The 18,553-nt window shown below is 70.1% G+C and carries 16 protein-coding genes and 2 tRNA genes; 11 read left to right on the forward strand and 7 right to left on the reverse strand.

Translation table 11 applies throughout. The features are described from left to right. Positions 1 to 8: 8 nt before the first annotated feature. Positions 9 to 764, forward strand: a complete 756-nt coding sequence (locus ACH45E_RS37345) for an AIM24 family protein (RefSeq protein ID WP_361449879.1) — start codon at positions 9 to 11, stop codon at positions 762 to 764. A 58-nt stretch (positions 765 to 822) separates the two neighbouring features. On the opposite strand, the gene ACH45E_RS37350 is transcribed toward ACH45E_RS37345, so the two are convergent. Beyond that, a complete protein-coding gene (locus tag ACH45E_RS37350) occupies positions 823 to 1,338 on the reverse strand; it encodes an NUDIX hydrolase (RefSeq protein ID WP_361449882.1) in 516 nt (171 codons plus the stop codon). Continuing rightward, positions 1,335 to 2,765, reverse strand: coding sequence for a zinc-dependent metalloprotease (locus ACH45E_RS37355; RefSeq protein WP_361449885.1), 1,431 nt, complete (start codon positions 2,763 to 2,765; stop codon positions 1,335 to 1,337). The genes ACH45E_RS37350 and ACH45E_RS37355 overlap by 4 nt, the downstream gene beginning before the upstream one ends. 191 nt (positions 2,766 to 2,956) lie before the next feature. Between ACH45E_RS37355 and ACH45E_RS37360 the strand changes: the two genes are divergently transcribed. From ACH45E_RS37360 to ACH45E_RS37375, 4 genes are all read left to right on the forward strand, one after another. Next, positions 2,957 to 4,069 carry an SDR family oxidoreductase gene (locus ACH45E_RS37360; protein ID WP_132853266.1) on the forward strand — a complete coding sequence of 371 codons (1,113 nt, stop codon included), beginning with the start codon at positions 2,957 to 2,959 and terminating at the stop codon, positions 4,067 to 4,069. Between the two features lie 349 nt (positions 4,070 to 4,418). Continuing rightward, positions 4,419 to 4,880 carry a molybdenum cofactor biosynthesis protein MoaE gene (locus ACH45E_RS37365; protein WP_361449889.1) on the forward strand — a complete coding sequence of 154 codons (462 nt, stop codon included), beginning with the start codon at positions 4,419 to 4,421 and terminating at the stop codon, positions 4,878 to 4,880. 89 nt (positions 4,881 to 4,969) lie between these two features. Further along, complete coding sequence (locus ACH45E_RS37370) at positions 4,970 to 5,161, forward strand: hypothetical protein (protein ID WP_361450279.1); 192 nt, start codon at positions 4,970 to 4,972, stop codon at positions 5,159 to 5,161. 62 nt (positions 5,162 to 5,223) lie between these two features. Beyond that, positions 5,224 to 6,321 carry a PDZ domain-containing protein gene (locus tag ACH45E_RS37375; protein WP_361449892.1) on the forward strand — a complete coding sequence of 366 codons (1,098 nt, stop codon included), beginning with the start codon at positions 5,224 to 5,226 and terminating at the stop codon, positions 6,319 to 6,321. 27 nt (positions 6,322 to 6,348) lie between these two features. On the opposite strand, the gene ACH45E_RS37380 is transcribed toward ACH45E_RS37375, so the two are convergent. Beyond that, complete coding sequence (locus ACH45E_RS37380; protein WP_361449895.1) at positions 6,349 to 6,891, reverse strand: PPA1309 family protein; 543 nt, start codon at positions 6,889 to 6,891, stop codon at positions 6,349 to 6,351. 164 nt (positions 6,892 to 7,055) lie between these two features. On the opposite strand from ACH45E_RS37380, the gene ACH45E_RS37385 reads away from it, so the two are divergent. The 4 genes from ACH45E_RS37385 to ACH45E_RS37400 all read left to right on the forward strand — a co-directional run bounded on the left by ACH45E_RS37385 (position 7,056) and on the right by ACH45E_RS37400 (position 12,440). After that, on the forward strand, positions 7,056 to 9,944 hold the full coding sequence (locus ACH45E_RS37385) for a UPF0182 family protein (protein WP_361450261.1): 2,889 nt from the start codon (positions 7,056 to 7,058) through the stop codon (positions 9,942 to 9,944). A 51-nt stretch (positions 9,945 to 9,995) separates the two neighbouring features. Beyond that, a tRNA-Met gene (locus ACH45E_RS37390) sits at positions 9,996 to 10,069 on the forward strand. Between the two features lie 218 nt (positions 10,070 to 10,287). Continuing rightward, on the forward strand, positions 10,288 to 12,135 hold the full coding sequence (locus ACH45E_RS37395) for a tetratricopeptide repeat protein (protein ID WP_361449898.1): 1,848 nt from the start codon (positions 10,288 to 10,290) through the stop codon (positions 12,133 to 12,135). Between the two features lie 231 nt (positions 12,136 to 12,366). Further along, positions 12,367 to 12,440 (forward strand) — tRNA-Met (locus tag ACH45E_RS37400). A gap of 113 nt (positions 12,441 to 12,553) precedes the next feature. Here ACH45E_RS37400 and ACH45E_RS37405 read toward each other — a convergent pair. Continuing rightward, positions 12,554 to 12,970, reverse strand: a complete 417-nt coding sequence (locus ACH45E_RS37405; protein WP_361449901.1) for a Fur family transcriptional regulator — start codon at positions 12,968 to 12,970, stop codon at positions 12,554 to 12,556. Positions 12,971 to 13,096: 126 nt separating this feature from the next. On the opposite strand from ACH45E_RS37405, the gene ACH45E_RS37410 reads away from it, so the two are divergent. After that, positions 13,097 to 14,548: a catalase gene (locus tag ACH45E_RS37410; protein ID WP_361449904.1), complete on the forward strand. Its 1,452-nt coding sequence runs from the start codon at positions 13,097 to 13,099 to the stop codon at positions 14,546 to 14,548. A gap of 51 nt (positions 14,549 to 14,599) precedes the next feature. Here the strand turns inward: ACH45E_RS37410 and ACH45E_RS37415 are convergent, their stop codons facing one another. After that, positions 14,600 to 15,001, reverse strand: coding sequence for a CBS domain-containing protein (locus ACH45E_RS37415; protein WP_361449906.1), 402 nt, complete (start codon positions 14,999 to 15,001; stop codon positions 14,600 to 14,602). Between the two features lie 161 nt (positions 15,002 to 15,162). Continuing rightward, positions 15,163 to 15,963, reverse strand: a complete 801-nt coding sequence (gene hisN / locus ACH45E_RS37420; RefSeq protein ID WP_361449908.1) for a histidinol-phosphatase — start codon at positions 15,961 to 15,963, stop codon at positions 15,163 to 15,165. Between the two features lie 210 nt (positions 15,964 to 16,173). Here hisN and ACH45E_RS37425 point away from each other — a divergent pair, with 210 nt between their 5' ends. Further along, positions 16,174 to 16,779: a TetR/AcrR family transcriptional regulator gene (locus ACH45E_RS37425; protein WP_361450264.1), complete on the forward strand. Its 606-nt coding sequence runs from the start codon at positions 16,174 to 16,176 to the stop codon at positions 16,777 to 16,779. 30 nt (positions 16,780 to 16,809) lie between these two features. Here ACH45E_RS37425 and ACH45E_RS37430 read toward each other — a convergent pair whose 3' ends face one another. Then, a complete protein-coding gene (locus ACH45E_RS37430) occupies positions 16,810 to 18,501 on the reverse strand; it encodes an ABC transporter family substrate-binding protein (protein WP_361449911.1) in 1,692 nt (563 codons plus the stop codon). Positions 18,502 to 18,553: the final 52 nt, after the last annotated feature.

Below are 18,553 nucleotides of genomic sequence, written 5' to 3' on the forward strand. Positions count from 1 at the left end.
CACACACCATGCAGAGCCCGCTTTTCGCCCACAACGACCTGCAGACGCAGGAGCGCTGGAGCCTGCAGAACAAGCAGATGCTCCGCGTCACCCTGGAGGGGCACGACGACATCCTCGCCCGCAAGGGCACCATGGTCGCCTACCAGGGACTCGTCGAGTTCGACGCCGAGTACCGCAGCAACAACCAGGCACGCGCGCGTGCGTACACCGGCGAGGGTCTGGACCTGATGCGCTGCCACGGGCAGGGCACGGTCTACCTGGCCAACCTCGCCCAGCACGTCCACGTCATGGAGGTGGAGCAGGACGGGCTGACGGTCGACAGCAGCTACGTCCTCGCCATGGACTCCTCGCTGCACCACGAGGTCATCGCCGTCGACAGCCTGTACGGCATCTCCGGCTCCGGGAAGTACCAGCTCAACATCACCGGGCGTGGCAAGGTCGCCCTGATGACCTCGGGCGCCCCGCTGCTGATGCAGGTCACGCCCGAGAAGTACGTCAACTGCGACGCCGACGCGATCGTCGCCTGGTCCACCGGCCTGCGCGTGCAGATGCAGGCCCAGACGCACTCCTCCGGGGTGTGGCGGCGCCGGGGCAACACCGGTGAGGGCTGGGAGCTCAGCTTCATGGGCAGCGGCTTCGCGCTGGTCCAGCCGAGTGAACTGCTGCCGCCGCAGAACGCCCAGATCGGGCAGGGCATCGCCGCGCAGTTCGGGATGGGGCAGCAGGGGGCGCGTGGACAGAACCAGGGGAACGTCTGGAGCTGAGCACGTGTAAGGGGTGACCGCTATGGCGGCCACCCCTTACCTCTTGCCCCCTACGTCGTCAGAGCCTGGCGCGCGTGGCCTCGAGCAGTCGTACGACCGAGTCGTCCGCCACGTCCGCCACCTCGTCGTACGCGAACCAGCGCAGGTCGAGGGACTCGTCGCTGATCGCCTCCACGGCACCCACCGGAGCGAGCGCCGCGTACTGGACGTCGAGGTGCCAGGCGCACGGCGTGAGATGGCGGTCCAGGCGCACCGGCCCTCCAGGCAGCAGTGCGAGCCCCACGATGCCCGACTCCTCCGTCGCCTCGCGCAGGGCGGCATCCGCCAGCACGGTGTCGGCCGGTTCGCAGTGACCGCCCATCTGCAGCCACATCCGCAGCTTCTTGTGGAGGGTCAGCAGCACCCGCCCGTGCTCCGGGTCGATCACCAGGGCGCTTGCCGTGATGTGCCCGTCCCCGCAGGCCTTCCACATCCCGTCCGGATGTGCGTCCAGGTGCTCCAGATAGACCTGGCGCAGCACCTCCTGGTCCTCGTACCCCTTCAGTACGAGGACCGCGTCGTCGTGGAGGCTCACTCGGCGTCGTCGTCCTTCGCCTCGCCGTCGTCCTTCTTCCGCAGGTCCGGCTTGTCGGCCGCCTCGCCGAGCATCTTGTCCAGCTCGGAGAAGTCGAGCTGCTCGCGGTGGACGAAGCCGTCCGGGTCGTCCAGGTCGGTGGCCGTGGGCAGCATGTCCGGGTGGGCCCACAGGGCGTCCCGGCCGTCCACGCCGCGCGCGTCGGTGAGCGAGGCCCACAGCCGGGAGGCGTCACGCAGACGACGGGGGCGCAGCTCCAGGCCGATCAGCGTGGCGAACGTCTGCTCGGCCGGGCCGCCGGTGGCGCGGCGGCGGCGCAGGGTCTCGCGCAGTGCGTCGGCGGACGACAGGCGGGGCTTCGCGGCCGCGTGGACCACCGCGTCGACCCAGCCCTCGACGAGCGCCAGCGCGGTCTCCAGGCGGGCCAGGGCCGCCTTCTGCTCGGGCGTGTCCTCCGGCTGGAACATGCCCTGCTGGAGGGCGTCCTGCAGCTGCTCGGGATTCTGCGGGTCGAACTGGCCGACCACGTCCTCCAGCTTGGCGGTGTCGACCTTGATCCCGCGCGCGTAGCCGTCGACGGCGCCGAACAGGTGCGAGCGCAGCCACGGCACATGCGCGAACAGGCGCTGGTGGGCGGCCTCGCGCAGGGCGAGATAGAGCCGCACCTCCTCCTTCGGCACGCCAAGGTCCTTGCCGAACGCCTCGACGTTCGCCGGCAGCAGCGCGGCCTTGCCGACCGGGCTCAGCGGCAGGCCGATGTCGGTGGAGCCGACGACCTCGCCCGCGAGTACGCCGACGGCCTGCCCGATCTGCGTGCCGAACATGGCACCGCCCATCGAGCGCATCATGCCGATCAGCGGGCCCGCCATGGCCTGCATCTCCTCCGGCAGGACGTCGCCCATGGCCGCGCCGACCCGCTCGGCGACCGGGTCGACGAGCTCCTGCCAGGCCGGCAGGGTCGCCTCGACCCACTCCGCGCGCGACCAGGCCACCGCGGTGCCGGCACCGGACGGCAGGGACGTCGCGTCGTCCAGCCACAGATCGGCCAGACGGACGGACTCCTGCACGGACTGGCGCTCGGAGGGGCCGACGCTCGCGTCCTTGACGCCGTCCGGGGTGCCCTGGGAGACCGTCTGGCGGGCGATCTGCTTGGCCATGTCCCAGTTCACCGGGCCGCCCTCGTAGGAGAGCATCTGGCCCAGCTGCTGGAAGGCGGCGCCCAGGTCGGTGGGGTTCAGCGAACCGAACATGGCTGCGAGCGGATTATCGGCACCGGGGCCGCCGAAGCCGCCGGCTCCGGGCGCGCCGAAACCGAACGGGTTGGCCGGTCCCTGCCCACCACCGCTCTGCTGGTCCTTCTTCTTGCCCTCGTCGCCGTCTTCCGGCTCCTCCGGCGGAAGGCCGAATCCGAATGGGGTGTCACTCACGGGATTCCTCGGCTGGTAAGGCCACCGGTTCTCCCGGCGGCGCGGCTGCCCGACAACACCACCCAGCGTAGACACCCCGACCCGATAGGGCCTCGGTGCTTCGCCGACTCTCGGCCTGCGGCAGGATGGATGCCACCTGGTACGTACGCGTCACTCACGCTCGTACTGAAGACAACCGCTGGAGACGCCTGGTGAGTTCCCCAGATCCGCAGGTTCGCGCAGCGCGAAACCACTCAACCGGTCCTGCCACGCGCGGGCCCGTCGTCGCCGTCACCGGTGCCGCGACCGGGGTCGGGGCGCTGCTCACCGAGCGGCTCGCCGCGTCGGACGAGGTCAAGCAGGTCGTCGCCATCGACGAGCGGCGAGGGGAGTGCGCGGCGGCGCAGTGGCACATCCTCGACGTGCGGGACCCGGCGATCGCGGACAAGCTGCGCGGCGCCGATGTCGTCGTCCACCTCGCGCTCGACCTGGATCTGGAGACCGATCCGGCGGCGCGTACGGCCTACAACGTCCGGGGGACGCAGACCGTGCTGACCGCGGCCGCGGCGGCCGGGGTGCACCGTGTGGTGCTGTGCACCTCCGCGATGGTCTACGGGGCGCTGCCGGACAACGAGCTGCCGCTGTCGGAGGACGCGGAGCTGCGGGCGACGGCCGAGGCGACCGGGGTCGGGGACCTGCTGGAGATCGAGCGGCTGGCGCGGCGCGCTCCGCGGGCGCATCCCGGGCTGAACGTCACCGTCGTGCGGCCCGCTGTGCTGGTCGGGGGCACCGACACCGCGCTGACCCGGTACTTCGAGTCGCCTCGGCTGCTGGTGGTGGCCGGGTCGCGGCCGGCCTGGCAGTTCTGTCACGTCGAGGATCTGTGCGGGGCGCTGGAGTACGCCGTTCTGGAAAAGGTCGACGGGGAGCTGGCCGTCGGGTGCGACGGGTGGCTGGAGCAGGAGGAGGTCGAGGAGCTCAGCGGGATCCGGCGGATGGAGCTGCCGTCGGCGGTTGCGCTGGGGGCGGCGGCGCGGTTGCACCGGATCGGGCTGACTCCGTCTCCGGCGGGGGATCTCGCGTACACGATGTACCCGTGGGTGGTGAGCGGGAGCCGGCTGCATGACGCCGGGTGGCGGCCGAAGTGGACCAATGAGGAGGTCCTCGAGGAGCTGCTGGAGGAGGTCTCCGGGCGGCATACGGTGGCCGGGCGACGGCTGGGGCGGAAGGACGCGACGGCGGCGGGGGCCGCGGGGGCGACGGTGGCTCTGCTGGGCGCCGCCGCCGTGGTGCGGCGGGCCCGGAAGGCGCGGCGCCGCATCTGAGGAGGGGTTCTCGCCCCCGCCGCCCCTACCCTTCCCAACCCCAGGGGCTGCGCCCCTGGACCCCACCGGGGCTGCGCCCCCTGGGCCTCTGCGGGGCTGCGCCCCTGCGCCCCGCCGAGGGTCGGGCCCGCTGGGCCTCGGCAGGGGGTGTGCCCCTGTGCCCCGTTGGCGGCTCGGCCCTCTGGGGCTGTGGCCTGTGGTGCAGCCGGGCTCTGTCTACCGCGCCCCGGCGGGGCCCTTCGGGGCGGGCGGCGGTATTGGTCTGGTTGCGTTGTGCCGTGGGGATCGGCGGGGCTCCGGCGTGGGTGGGCTGTTTCGTGTTGTTCGTGGGGTGCGGCACGATGGTCGTATGGAAGCCAGGAGTGAGCATCCCGGAGAGCGGGCCGGTCGGGATCCCATCAGGTTGATCGGTGTGCGGGAGGGTGCCCTTTCCGTGGACGAGGTGTTCCGGGCCGTCGGGGACGATGCCGCCGGGGGGATCGCGCTGTTCGTGGGGACGGTGCGGAATCACGACGGGGGTGCGGACGTCGACACGCTGGGGTATTCGTGTCATCCGAGCGCCGAGGCGGAGATGCGGCGCATCGCGGAGAAGGTCGTCGCGGACTATCCGGTGCGGGCGCTGGCCGCCGTACACCGTGTGGGTGACCTGGCGGTCGGTGATCTCGCCGTCGTCGTAGCGGTCGCGTGCCCGCACCGGGCGGAGGCCTTCGAGGCCTGCCGGAAGCTGATCGACGACCTCAAGCACGAGGTGCCGATCTGGAAGCACCAGAAGTTCTCGGACGGTACCGAGGAGTGGGTCGGCGCCTGCTGAGCCACCTGCCGTACCCCGGCTTGCGTAACCGGACCCCTCCCGTGAGCGTTGTCAGTGCGGAAGGTTAATCTGCTGATCAGTCAGTCCGGATGCTCACAAGGGGTTGGGAGGTCGCCATGGCGGCGCTCGCCTGGTTGCTGATTCCGCTGGTGGCTGCCATCGCCGCCGGTCTCTGGGGCAGTTGGGCCAGCCGGACACGGAAGGTCCGCAGCGACGGCCCCGAGCTGGACGGATACGCCCGTTTCCGTGAGGCCATGGAGAGGTCCCACTCCCGTACTTGACGGGAACGGTACAAAGGCGGCCCTGACGGTGCGCCGACAGGGGCGTCCCGTACTGTCGAGACATGCCACGCCGCACCGCGACGATGCTCGCCTCCACCCTGATGCTGATCGCGCTCCTGTGCGCGGGAGTCTTCATCCCCGTGCCGTACTCGGAGATGTCGCCGGGGCCGACCGTGAACACCCTGGGGGACCACGACGGCGAGCCGGTGCTGCAGATCTCCGGGCACAAGACGTACGCGGCCTCGGGGCACCTCAACATGACCACCGTCAGGGTCACCAGCGCCGACTACCGGATGAACCTGGTGGAGGCCGTCTATGGATGGCTGGCCCGCGACGGCAAGGTCGTGCCGCACGACACGCTCTACCCGGACGGCAAGACGGAGGAGCAGTCCACCCAGGAGAACGCCGAGGAGTTCACCCAGTCGCAGGAGAGCGCCAAGGTCGCCGCCCTGAAGGAACTGGGCGTCCCGGTGACGTCCTGGGTGATCGTCGCCACGGTCGTCAAGGGCTCCCCGGCCGAGGGCAGGCTGCACGCCGGTGACGTGATCAAGGCCGTGGACGGTACGGCGGTCAAGAAGCCGGACGACGTCGCCAAGCTGGTGACCAAGCACAAGCCCGGCCAGAACGTCGTATTCAAGATCATCCCGGCCAAGGACCAGGCCGCCGCCGAGAAGGAGCACCGGACGGCGACCACCACCAAGGACGTCACGATCACCACGGCGACCTCCCACGACAGCGGAGCCAAGCGCGCCATCGTCGGCATCTCCGCCGGGACCGACCACACCTTCCCGTTCACCATCGACATCAAGCTCGCCGACGTCGGCGGCCCCAGCGCCGGCCTGATGTTCTCCCTCGGTATCTACGACAAGCTCACCCCGGGCGACCTGACCGGCGGCAAGTTCGTCGCCGGCACAGGCACCATCGACGACGACGGCAAGGTCGGGCCGATCGGCGGCATCGACATGAAGACCGTCGGCGCGCGCGGCAAGGGCGCCCAGTACTTCCTGACGCCCGCCGAGAACTGCGCCGCCGCCGCCAAGGACACCCCGAGTGGACTCCGGCTGGTCAAGGTGCACACCATCAAGGACGCCCTCGGAGCCCTCAAGGACATCCGCGCCGGCGACACCGCCGACCTGCCGAAGTGCACCGCCAAGGGCTGACCCCGGCAGCCGGGGGAATCAGTCAGCTCACTCCTCGAACGTCGCCCTCAGCGCCTCCGCCAGCCCCGGCACCAGTTCGGGGCCGGTGAGGACCTCCGTCGCGGAGTCCTTCTCGCGCAGCCGCAGCGCCGACTCGCGGGTGCCGTCGCGCAGCACCGCCACCGTCATACGGACCTCCTGGCGCTCGGGGTGGGCGGCCACCCACTTCGCCAGCTTCGCATCGTTCAGGCCCTCGGGAACCTGGGCCTCGGCGGACGGCGGCAGCATCAGACGTTCCACGGTCAGCGCGCAGCCGGCCACCGCGTCGGGCCAGGCGATGGTGCCGAGGAACTCGTCGAGCGGCCGGTCCGTTGGAACCTCGTCCTGCTCGATCGGGGTGAGACCGGTGGTCTCCGGCTCGTCCTGCAGGCCGAGCTGCGCCGCGAGCGAGGGTTCCTGGGCCCGCAGTCGCGCGGTGTCTACGAGGGCGAAAAGGCGAGCGGGCTGGTCCCAGCCGAGGCCGGAGGCGTACTCGTCGATCTCGAGTACGGCCCGGGTGAGCGGGCTCGCTGCCATGGGAGTGTTGGACATGGTCACAATCCTGCCTCGTTCCCGGCCGGAATCGGGAACCGAGTAAACCGTGAGTAAGTTGCATAGGTGTGGGACCGCGATCACGGGGGACCACGGACGGCCCGAGAACACGAGGGCCTGACGGATCGACAGCGAACTTCGAGGGGCGCACCTTGGCTTTCCAGATGCCGGACCGCGGCGGAGGACCGACGGGACCGCGGATCAGAGTGGGCCGCCCGTCCCGGCGCGCCCGGACCCTGCTCATGACCTTGGGGGTCCTCGCCGCGCTCGGCATGGCGTTCACCATGTTCGCCGGCTTCTGGACGGACTGGCTCTGGTACCGCTCGGTGCACTACTCGTCCGTGTTCACCACCACCCTGTGGACGAAGACCGGCCTGTTCTTCGTCTTCGGGCTGCTGATGGCCATAGCGGTCGGCTTCAACATCTGGCTCGCCCACCGGATGCGGCCCCCGCTGAGCGCCATGTCCATGGAACAGCAGAGCCTCGACCGCTACCGCATGGGTATCGCGCCGTACAAGAAGTGGCTGCTGTTCGCCATCACCGCCCTGGTGGGCCTGATCGCGGGCGCGTCCGCGGCCGGGCAGTGGCGGACCTGGCTGATGTGGGTCAACGGCGTGCCCTTCCACCAGAAGGACCCCCAGTTCCATCTGGACGTCTCGTTCTACGCCTTCGACCTGCCCTGGTACCGGTTCCTGCTCGGCTTCGGCTTCGCCGCCGCGATCCTGTCCCTGATCGCCGCCGCGCTCACCCACTACCTGTACGGCGGGCTGCGCGTCACCAGCCCGGGCGCGCGCGCCACGGCCGCGGCGACCGGGCACCTGTCGGTGCTCCTCGGCGTCTTCGTCGCCCTGAAGGCGGTCGCCTACTGGCTCGACCGGTACGGGCTGGCGGTCAAGTCCAGCGACTTCAAGGCCAGCGACCACTGGACCGGCCTGAGGTACGTCGACGCCAACGCCTATCTGCCCGCCAAGACGATCCTGTTCTGCATCGCCGTCATCTGCGCCCTGCTGTTCTTCGCCACCCTGTGGCGGCGCACCTGGCAGCTGCCCATGATCGGCTTCGGCCTGATGGTGCTCTCCGCGATCCTCATCGGCGGCCTGTACCCGGCGATCGTCCAGAAGTTCCAGGTCCAGCCGAACGAGCAGGCCAAGGAAGCGCCGTACGTCGAGAAGAACATCAAGGCCACGCGCGAGGCGTACGGCATCGACGACGCGGACGTCTCCGAGTACGCGGGCGAGAGCACCACCAAGGACAAGACGACCCTGCGCGACGACGTCGGCAAGGCGGCGAGCATCCGGATCCTCGATCCGAACATCGTCTCGCCCACGTTCCAGCAGATGCAGCAGATGCGGAACTACTACGGTTTCCCGACCAACCTCGACGTCGACCGGTACGGCAAGGACGGCGAGGACGGTAAGGACCAGGACACCGTCATCGGCCTGCGCGAGCTGAACCTCGCCGGCATCCCCAAGAAGAACTGGATCAACAACCACTTCCGCTACACCCACGGCTACGGCGTGGTCGCCGCCAAGGGCACCGAGGCGGACTCCGAGGGGCAGCCGGTCTACACCGAGAAGAACCTGCCGTCCAAGGGCGACCTCCCGACGTACCAGCAGCGCGTCTACTACGGCGAGAAGACCACCACGTACTCCATCGTCGGCGGCCCCCAGAAGGAGGTCGACTACTCCGACGACCAGGGCGAGAAGACCACCAGCTACCAGGCGAAGAGCGGGGTCAGCCTCTCCAGCCCGATCAACCGCGCCGCCTACGCGGTGGCCTTCAACGAGCCGCAGATGCTCTACTCGGGCGCGATCGGCAAGGGTTCGCGGATCCTCTACAACCGCACGCCCAAGGAGCGCGTGGAGGCGGTCGCCCCCTGGCTGACCATCGACGGTGACGCCTATCCGGCGGTCGTGGACGGCCGTATCCAGTGGATCGTCGACGCGTACACGACGACGAACGGATACCCCTACGCCTCCCGTACGACCCTCGGCGACACGACCGCCGACTCGCTGACCGCCACCAACAACAACCGCGCGGTGGTGGCCCAGCAGAACCAGGTCAACTACATCCGCAACTCGGTGAAGGCGACCGTCGACGCGTACACCGGCGAGGTCAAGCTCTACCAGTGGGACACCAAGGACCCGGTCCTGAAGACCTGGATGAAGGCCTTCCCCGGCACGGTGAAGCCGAGGACCGCCATCTCCGACACCCTGATGTCCCATCTGCGGTACCCGCAGGACCTGTTCAAGGTCCAGCGCGAGCTGCTCACCCGCTACCACGTGACCGACGCGCAGACCTTCCTGACCGGCAGCGAGGTGTGGCAGGTGCCGAACGACCCGACCAACAAGTCGGGCAACGCGGTGCCGCCGTACTACCTGAGCATGAGGATGCCCGGTCAGGCGTCGCAGGCGTTCTCGCTGTCGACGACGTTCACGCCGAACGGCCGGGACAACATGAGCGCCTTCATGTCGGTCGACGCCGAGGCGGGAACGAGCGACTACGGCAAGATCAGAGTGTTGAAACTGCCGACGAGCACGGCGGTCGAAGGACCGAAACAGGTCCAGAGCAAGTTCAACTCCGAACAGGAGATCGCCGCGGCCATCAAGCTGCTCAAGGGCGGCGACTCCGACATCGAGTACGGCAATCTGCTGACGGTGCCGCTCGACGGAGGCCTGCTGTACGCGGAGCCGGTCTATGTGCGCGGTGGCGGCCTCAAGTACCCGCTGCTGAAGAAGGTGCTGGTGACCTACGGGGGCAAGACCGCCTTCAAGGACACCCTCGACGAAGCCCTCGACGTGGTCTTCGGAACCAAGCCGTCGAGCACACCGTCCGACACGGACACCGGCACCGGCAACGCCAACCCGCCCACGTCCGGCAACCCGACGGTCCAGCAGGCCCTGAAGGACGCCCAGAAGGCGTTCGACGAGGGCCAGGAGGCCCTGAAGAAGAACGACTGGACGGCGTACGGCCAGGCGCAGAAGGACCTCCAGGAAGCGCTGAAGCAGGCAGCGGAAGCGCAGTCCAAGCCGGACAAGACCAGCGGCGGCTGACCGGGCTGATCAAGAGGACCCCCGCGCCGTGATACGGTTGGCACACAACGGCGCGGGGTGGAGCAGCTCGGTAGCTCGCTGGGCTCATAACCCAGAGGTCGCAGGTTCAAATCCTGTCCCCGCTACTGAAATCGAAGGCCCGGATCCAGTTATGGATCCGGGCCTTCGTGGTGTGCGGAGGGGGCCGCGAACGCATTTTCCGGTGCGTGGAGTCGCCGCGCCGCCGTGGGGAGTTCGGCGATCTGTGTTTGACTTGTCTCTCTGTGGGCATGTCGACAAAACGCTGAAGTGACCTCACGGGCTGCGGTATACCGGGTGTACCCCGGTTGTAGGTGGTGCGACGATGGACGTTATGGGGGACAAGGCATCTCTGTTGGATACAGGGCCTTTTGTGCATCCTGCTGACTTTGCGCAGGATGCCGACGTTGTGCTGCCCGCCGACCTCGTGCCGTCAGTCGACCGCGACGAGGCCGGTGAGGCCGCGGAGGAGGCGCGTCAGCGGCTCGCCGCGCAGGCCGGTGACGCCGAGGCGATGAGCGTCCTCGGAGCCATGCTGCTGCGCCGGGGCGACCTCGACGGCGCCGAACCCCATCTGCGTGCCGCCACGGCGGCCGGTGACCGGGCCGCCGCCAACAACCTGGGCGTCCTGCTGCACCAGCGCGGGTACGCCGACGAGGCCGCCGGATGGTGGCGGATCGCCGCCGTCGCCGGCTCCGCGGCGGCCGCGCACGCGCTGGGCCGGCACCACCGCGAGCGCGGGGACGAGCCCGCCGCCGAGTACTGGCTGCGGCAGTCCGCCGAACAGGGACACGCACTGGGCGCGTACGCGCTCGCCGACCTGCTCGAGCACCGCGGGGACGAGCCCGCCGCCGAGCAGTGGATGCGGGCCGCCGCCGAGCGCGGCCACCGGGAGGCCGCGTACCGGCTGGCGCGCGTACTCGACCGCAGAGCCGCGAACGAGGAGGAGACCGGCGCTGACAACGCTGTCGAGGAGATCGAGCAGTGGTACCGCCAGGCCGCCGCACGCGGGCACCGGCGGGCCGCGCTGCAGCTCGGCGCGATCCTGGAGAAGCGGGGCGAACTGAAGGAGGCCGGGCGCTGGTACCTGACCTCCGCCAAGGACGGCGAGGCGCGCGCCGCCTGCGCGCTCGGCTTCCTGCTGCGCGACGCCGGGGACACCGAGAGCGCGGCCGTGTGGTGGCTCAGGGCCGCGCAGGACGGCGACGGCAACGCGGCCAACGCGCTCGGCGCGCTGCACGCCGAACGCGGCGAGACGCAGACCGCCGAGCGGTGGTACCGGGCGGCGACGGACGCTGGTGACGACAACGGTGCCTACAACCTCGCCCTGCTCTGCGCCGAGCAGGGCCGGACCGCGCAGGCCGAGCAGTGGTACCGGCGGGCCGCGTACGCCGGGCACCGGGAGGCGGCGAACGCGCTTGCGATCCTGCTGCTGCAGGGCGGCGACACGACGGGCGCGGAGCCGTGGTTCTCCAAGGCGGCCGAGGCCGGGAGCGTGGACGCCGCGTTCAACCTGGGGATCCTCTACGCCGGGCGGGGCGAGGACGTAGTCGCGCTGGGCTGGTACGAGCGGGCGGCTGCGGCCGGGCACACGGAGGCGGCGCTGCAGGTCGGGATCGCGCGGCTGCGGGAGGGCGACGAGCAGGAGGCCGAGCGGCATCTGCGGTGCGCGGCGGGAGGCGGGAGCGCGGAGGCCGCGTACCGGCTGGCGACCGTGCTCGACGCGCGACGGCCGGCCGAGTCGGCGCACGAGCTCGGTGAGGTCGTGCACGAGAAGACCGAGTGCGAGGAGTGGTACGAGCGGGCGGCTTGCCAGGGGCACCGGCGGGCACAGGTGCGGGTCGGGATGCTGGCGGCGGCCCGGGGGGACGTGGTCGAGGCGGCGCGGTGGTACCGGGCGGCGGCGGAGGCCGGGTCGCGGAACGGGGCGTTCAATCTGGGGCTGCTGCTGGCCCGGGAGGGCAGTGAGCCCGAGGCGGCGGTGTGGTGGGAGCGGGCCGCGGACGCCGGGCACGGGCGGGCGGCGCTTCGGCTGGCCCTGGTCTACGCGCGTCGGGGGGAGCTGGCGGTGGGGCAGCGGTGGGCCGACCGGGCGGTGACGCTCGGGCCGGAGGCCGTCGCCGCGCGGGCTGCGCGGTTGCGGGACGCTCTGCGGGAGGAGTTGTCGGCGTAGCGGCTCCGCCGGGTGTGCGGGTGGGGCTGTGGCCGGCGCCGGGCGTCTCGCCCCCGCCGCCCCTCCCCATTCCCGTCCCCAGGGGCTGTGCCCCTTCGACCCCACCGGGGGCTGTGCCCCGTGGGCCCCCGCTCCCCGCGCCGGTCGCCGGTCGCCGGTCGCCGCACAGCCTGGATGATCCAAAGCGATTTGCTTCCCGGCGCTCCCTTCACGTAATGTCTGGTTCACCGACGCGGGGTGGAGCAGCTCGGTAGCTCGCTGGGCTCATAACCCAGAGGTCGCAGGTTCAAATCCTGTCCCCGCTACTGAAGACTGAGGGCCGGAATCCAGGAATGGGTTCCGGCCCTTGGTGTTTTGGAGGCGGGGGGCAGTGCGAAGCCCCGGCCCCCCGCAGGGGGCCGGGGCTTCGGGGTGTGGATCAGGCTGCCGCGCAGTTGGGGCAGAGGCCGCGGTAGGTCACCTCGACGTCCGAGACCGTGAAGCCGAAGCGCTCCGAGTCGGGGAGGTCGGTCAGCGGGTTGCCGATCGGGTGGACGTCGCGGATCGCGCCGCAGCGGGCGCAGACCAGGTGCTGATGCGGCTGGTGCGCGTTCGGGTCGTACCGCTTGGCCCGCTGGTCCGTGGAGACCTCGATCACCTCGCCGAGGGAGACCAGTTCACCGAGGGTGTTGTAGACGGTCGCCCGGGAGATCTCGGGCAGCTTGGCGACAGCCCGGGCGTGGACCTCGTCGGCCGTCAGATGGACGTGTTCGCCGTCGAGGACCTCGGCCACGACGCGTCGCTGCGCGGTCATCCGCCATCCGCGTCCGCGCAGTCGTTCCAGAAGGTCGCTCATGCGAACCAGCTTAACAGCAAGAGGACCAGTTTCCGAACAGGTGTGACTTTGGAGCTGTAGTTGATTTGTATTTTGTCTAATGTAGGATCGGCGGTGGAATTGGTTGAGATTCAGGATGGGGTAGTAGTGATGCAGGGACCGCTCACCACGGAGTCCGGCGCACCGGTGGCCGACAACCAGAACAGCGAGACCGCCGGCGCCGGCGGCCCGGTGCTCGTGCAGGACCAGCTCCTGCTGGAGAAGCTGGCCCACTTCAACCGCGAGCGCATACCGGAGCGGGTGGTGCACGCCCGGGGCGCGGGCGCCTACGGCACGTTCACGGTGACCGCCGACGTCACCCCGTACACGCGCGCCGCCTTCCTCTCCGCGGTCGGCAAGCAGACCGAGGTCTTCCTGCGCTTCTCGACCGTCGCCGGCAATCTGGGCGCCGCGGACGCCGTCCGTGACCCGCGTGGCTTCGCGCTGAAGTTCTACACCGGGGAGGGCAACTACGACCTCGTCGGCAACAACACCCCGGTGTTCTTCATCAAGGACGCCATCAAGTTCCCGGACTTCATCCACACGCAGAAGCGCGACCCGTACACCGGCTCGCAGGAGGCGGACAACGTCTGGGACTTCTGGGGGCTGTCCCCCGAGTCGACCCACCAGGTGACCTGGCTGTTCGGCGATCGCGGCATCCCGGCGTCCTACCGCCACATGGACGGCTTCGGCTCGCACACCTTCCAGTGGAACAACGAAGCTGGGGAGGTCTTCTGGGTGAAGTACCACTTCAAGACCGACCAGGGGGTCAGGAACCTGACGGCCGAGGAGGCCGCCAGGGTCGCCGGTGAGGACCCCGACTCCCACCAGCGCGACCTGCGCGAGGCCGTCGAGCGTGGCGAGTACCCGACCTGGACGGTCGGCGTGCAGATCATGCCCGCCGCCGAGGCCCGGACCTACCGCTTCAACCCCTTCGACCTGACCAAGGTCTGGCCGCACGCGGACTACCCGGTCGTCGAGATCGGCAAGCTGGAGCTCAACCGCAACCCGGAGAACATCTTCGCCGAGGTCGAGCAGTCGATCTTCTCCCCGGCGCACTTCGTGCCCGGCATCGGCCCGTCCCCGGACAAGATGCTCCAGGGCCGCCTCTTCGCCTACGGCGACGCCCACCGCTACCGCGTCGGCATCAACGCCGGCCAACTGCCGGTGAACCGCCTGCACGCCACCGAGGCGCGTACCAACTCCCGTGACGGCCACCTGTACGACGGCCGCCACAAGGGCGCCAGGAACTACGAGCCGAACAGCTTCGGCGGCCCCTCCCAGACGGACCGTCCGCTCTGGCAGCCGGTCCCGGTCTCCGGTGCCACCGGCGACCACGCGGCCCCGGTGCACGCCGAGGACGACGACTTCGTCCAGGCCGGCAATCTCTACCGGTTGATGGCGGAAGACGAGAAGGAGCGCCTGGTCAAGAACCTCGCGGGCGCCCTGGCGCAGGTCTCGCGGGACGACATCGCCGAGCGTGCGATCGACAACTTCCGCCGGGCCGACGGGGACTTCGGCAAGCGGCTGGAGGTCGCGGTCCAGGCCCTGCGCGGCTGACGCGCACCGGTGACGGGCCGGGCTCCTCGCGGGGCCCGGCCCGTCGCGCGTTCAGACCGGTACGACGTGCGGCCGGGCGGGTGCCGGTGCCCAGCAACGGATGATGTCGCGGACCGAGACGATCCCGGCGGGTTCGCCGCGGTCGAGCACGACGAGGTGGCGGAAGCCGCCGTGGGCCATGGCGCGGGCGGCCTCCTCCAGGGTCCAGGTCGGGGCGGCGAACACGACGTTGTTGGTGGTGTGGGCGTCGATGCGTTCTGTGTCCGGGTTCTGGCCCAGGCCCACGGAGTTGAGGATGTCCCGCTCGGTCAGGATCCCGATACCGCCGGCGTCCGGGTCGAGGACGATGGCGGCGCCGACCCGGCGGGCGGACATCAGGGCGGCGGCTTGGCGGAGGGTGTGGGCGGGGCCGACGGTGAGGACCACCGTGCTCATGGCGTCTCGGACGAGCATGGGATGGAGGCACCTCCTACGAATCAGCTGAACCCGTGAAGGACAAGTTCATCGATTCACAAGTTCACAAATGAGGGTGCTCTCAGCGTCCCAGGTAAAGGGCGGGTCAACAAGAGGGCGCGCGCAGCCAGTTGAGGGCGTGCGTGATCACCCCGTGCTGCTCAGTAGCGCTGGTTGAGATACCCCAGCAACTCGTCGTGCAGCAGGCCGTTCGACGCGGCCGCGTTGCCGCTGTGCGGGCCCGGGCGGCCGTCGAGGCCGGTGAAGGTGCCGCCGGCCTCGGTGACGATGATCGCGTTGGCGGCCATGTCCCACAGGGACAGCTCGGGCTCGGCGCAGAGGTCGACCGAGCCCTCGGCGACCATCATGTAGGGCCAGAAGTCGCCGTACGCGCGCGTGCGCCAGACCTCGCGGGTGAGGTCGAGGAAGCCGTTCAGGCTGCCCCGCTCCTCCCAGCCAGTGAGCGAGGAGTACGCGAAGGAGGCGTCGGCGAGCTTCGACACGCTGGAGACACGCAGGCGGGTGGCGGAGGTCAGGTTGCGGCCGGTGAAGGCGCCGTGGCCCTTCGCGGCCCACCAGCGGCGGCCGAGGGCAGGGGCGGAGACGAGGCCGACGACGGGCTGGTAGCCGCCCTCCGCCGCCTCCATCAGGGAGATGAGGGTGGCCCAGACGGGGACACCGCGGACATAGTTCTTGGTGCCGTCGATCGGGTCGATCACCCAGCGGCGGGGGCCGGTGCCCTCGATGCCGTACTCCTCGCCGAGGATCGCGTCCCTGGGGCGGGCGCGCTGTAGGTGGCCGCGGATGAGCTCCTCGGCGGCCCTGTCCGCCTCGCTCACCGGGGTCATGTCCGGCTTGGTCTCCACCTTGAGGTCGAGGGCCTTGAAGCGAGCCGTCGTCGCGGCGTCGGCCGCGTCCGCGAGGACGTGGGCGAGGCGGAGGTCGTCGAGGTAGTCGGGCATGCAGGAACCGTATCCGGGTGACTCGGGGTGGGGCTACCGGGGGGGCGGGGGGACATGAGGTAAGGGGGTGTGCCGGGCCGGGGTGCGGAGGGGGCCGGCGGCACGCGCGCGGCGGTTCGAAGGCGCCCCCCAGTGCCTTCGTGAACCCTTGACAGTGCCTGTCTGCGCGTCAAATCTGGGCGCAGAGCCGCTCGCCCGAGGGAGGCGATGATGCCTGCAGCGCGGGAATCCCTACTGGACGCCGCCTACACGGCGCTTGCGCGTCGGCCGTGGTCCGCCGTGCGGATGGTGGACGTGGCCGCGGCGGCCGGAGTGTCCCGGCAGACGCTGTACAACGAGTTCGGCAGCAAGGAAGGGCTGGCCAGAGCACTGGTACGGAGAGAGGCCGACGGGTACGTCGCCGGGGTGGAGCGGGCGCTCGCCGCGCACACCGACCCGGGCGACCGGCTCACCGCCACCGCCGAGTGGATGACGTCGACCGCCCGGGACAACGCGCTGGTGCGGGCCATGCTCACGGGCTGCTGGAGCGAACGCCTGCCCGCGCCGACGCTGTCCGCCGTGCCGTCCTCCTCCGCCGTACCGGCGCAGCGCCGGGCGGACGGCCCGCTGCCCTCGCCCGGCGACTTCGTGCAGATCGTGCGCGACCGGGCGGTCGCGGTGCTGGCCGGCCCCGGCGCGGCCCCGGCGGACACCGCCGAGCTCGTCAGGTCCTGCGAACTGGCCGTACGGCTGGCCCTGTCCTGCGTGGCGGCTCCGCCGGGGGAGGGCGGGGTGGGGGAGCTGGTGCGGGCGGTCCTCCCGCGGCAGGCGGTGTGAGGGGCGGCGGTTACTCCTTGAGCCAGCCGACTACTTCTTGAGCCAGCCGACCTTCGTGTAGTCGACGCTCGCGAGGCCCTCCGCTCCGTAGTTGGCGAGGCCCTTGCGGACGGCGACGATCTGCGGGCGCTGGTAGAGCTCGATGGAGTGGCCGAGCTTCCAGATCTCCGCGTCGGCCTCGTTGTACAGCCGGATCGCCGTGGTGCGGTCGGTGGTCGCCCCGGCCTGCTTCAGCAGGGCGTCGATCTTCGAGGAGCCGACCGAGCCGAAGTTCTGGAAGAGGTTCTTGCCCTGGGGCTCCAGGAAGACCGGGGTCAGCATGCTCAGGAAGACGGCGTCGACGTTGCGGAAGCTGGTCAGGTCGAAGTTGCCCGTGTTGACGAACTTGTTGAAGTAGTCGTTCGCCGGAACCTTCTTCAGGTTCAGCTTCACGCCCGCCTGCGCGAGCTGCTGCTGCACCAGTTCCGCCTGGTCGATCTGGGCGGTGCTGCTGCCCGAGCTGAGCACGTAGTCGAGGGCCAGCTGCTTGCCGCCCTTGGTGCGCGGCCCGTCCCCGCCGCTGTCCTTCCAGCCGGCCTCGTCCAGCAGTTTCTTGGCCGCGGACAGGTCGTACGCCGCGTACCCGCCCGAATTGTCCTTGTAGCCCTGCTGGTTGGGCATGAAGAAGTGGTTGTTGAGCGGCTTCAGCTCGAAGGAGAGGTCCTTGGCGAAGGCCGCGTCGATGCCCTCGCGGTCGATGGCGTGCTGGATGGCCTGGCGGACCCGGAGGTCCTTCAGCGGGCCGTGGCCGCCGTTGAGCGTGATGTGCACCTCGTCCCAGCGCGCGCCCCGCCGGATGTCGGTGTCCGACGCCTTGACCAGCCGTTTGTAGTCCTCGGGCAGGAGCGCGGTCGCCAGGTCGATCTCCTTGTTGAGGTAGGCGTCCGTGTAAGCGGTGAAGTCGAGGACGCGGTAGACGATCGCGTCCAGCCTGGGCCTGGTGCCCCACCACTTGGAGTCGGGGACGATCGTGATCGTCTGCGCGGTCTTGTCGTACGTGCCGACCTTGAAGGCGTTCCCGGTGACCGGCACCTTCTCGGACCAGCCCTTGTTGAACTTCTCCGGAGTGTCGATGTAGGCCGCCGGGTACAGCGGGTCGAACAGCCGCTGCCAGTCCGCGTACGGCTTCTTGAAGGTGATCCTGACCCCGTGCGCGCCCCGGCCCTGTTCCACCTTGGATATCTGGTCGTAGCCCGAGGTGTCGGCGGCCTCGTACGCCTTGTCGGTGCCGTTCAGGGCCTTCCACTGGGCCTGGAAGTCCTGCCAGCTCAGCGCCTTGCCGTCGGACCACTCGGCCTTGGGGTTCAGTTCGTACTCGACGGTCTGGGGGCTGGTCGAGGTGACCTTCGCGGAGACGAGGAAGTTCGGATTCGCGTGCGCGGCGCCCTTGGCGTCGTAGTCGAACAGATCGGGCAGGACATCCGAGGCGATCTCCTGGGCGTCGCCCTGCGCTCCGTCGACGGTGTTGTAGTTGTACTGCGTGATCCACTGGGTGATCGGAACCTTCAGCTGACCTCCCTGTCTGATGTCGCTCAGCGGATGGGCGTTGATGTCCTGCCCGTCGGCCTTGGGCGCGGCGGCCTTCTTCGACGGGGTGCCGTCGTCGGAGGAGCCGCAGCCGGTCACCAGCAGTGCGGTGGCCGCGGTGGCGGCGACCCAGGCGGCGGCGGGAGTGTGGCGCATGTCGGTGTCCTTCGGGGGCGACGATGGATGCGCCGAACGTAGAACGCGCCAC

It is taken from the genome of Streptomyces sp. NPDC020299, assembly GCF_044387825.1.
Classification (GTDB): Bacteria; Actinomycetota; Actinomycetes; order Streptomycetales; family Streptomycetaceae; genus Streptomyces.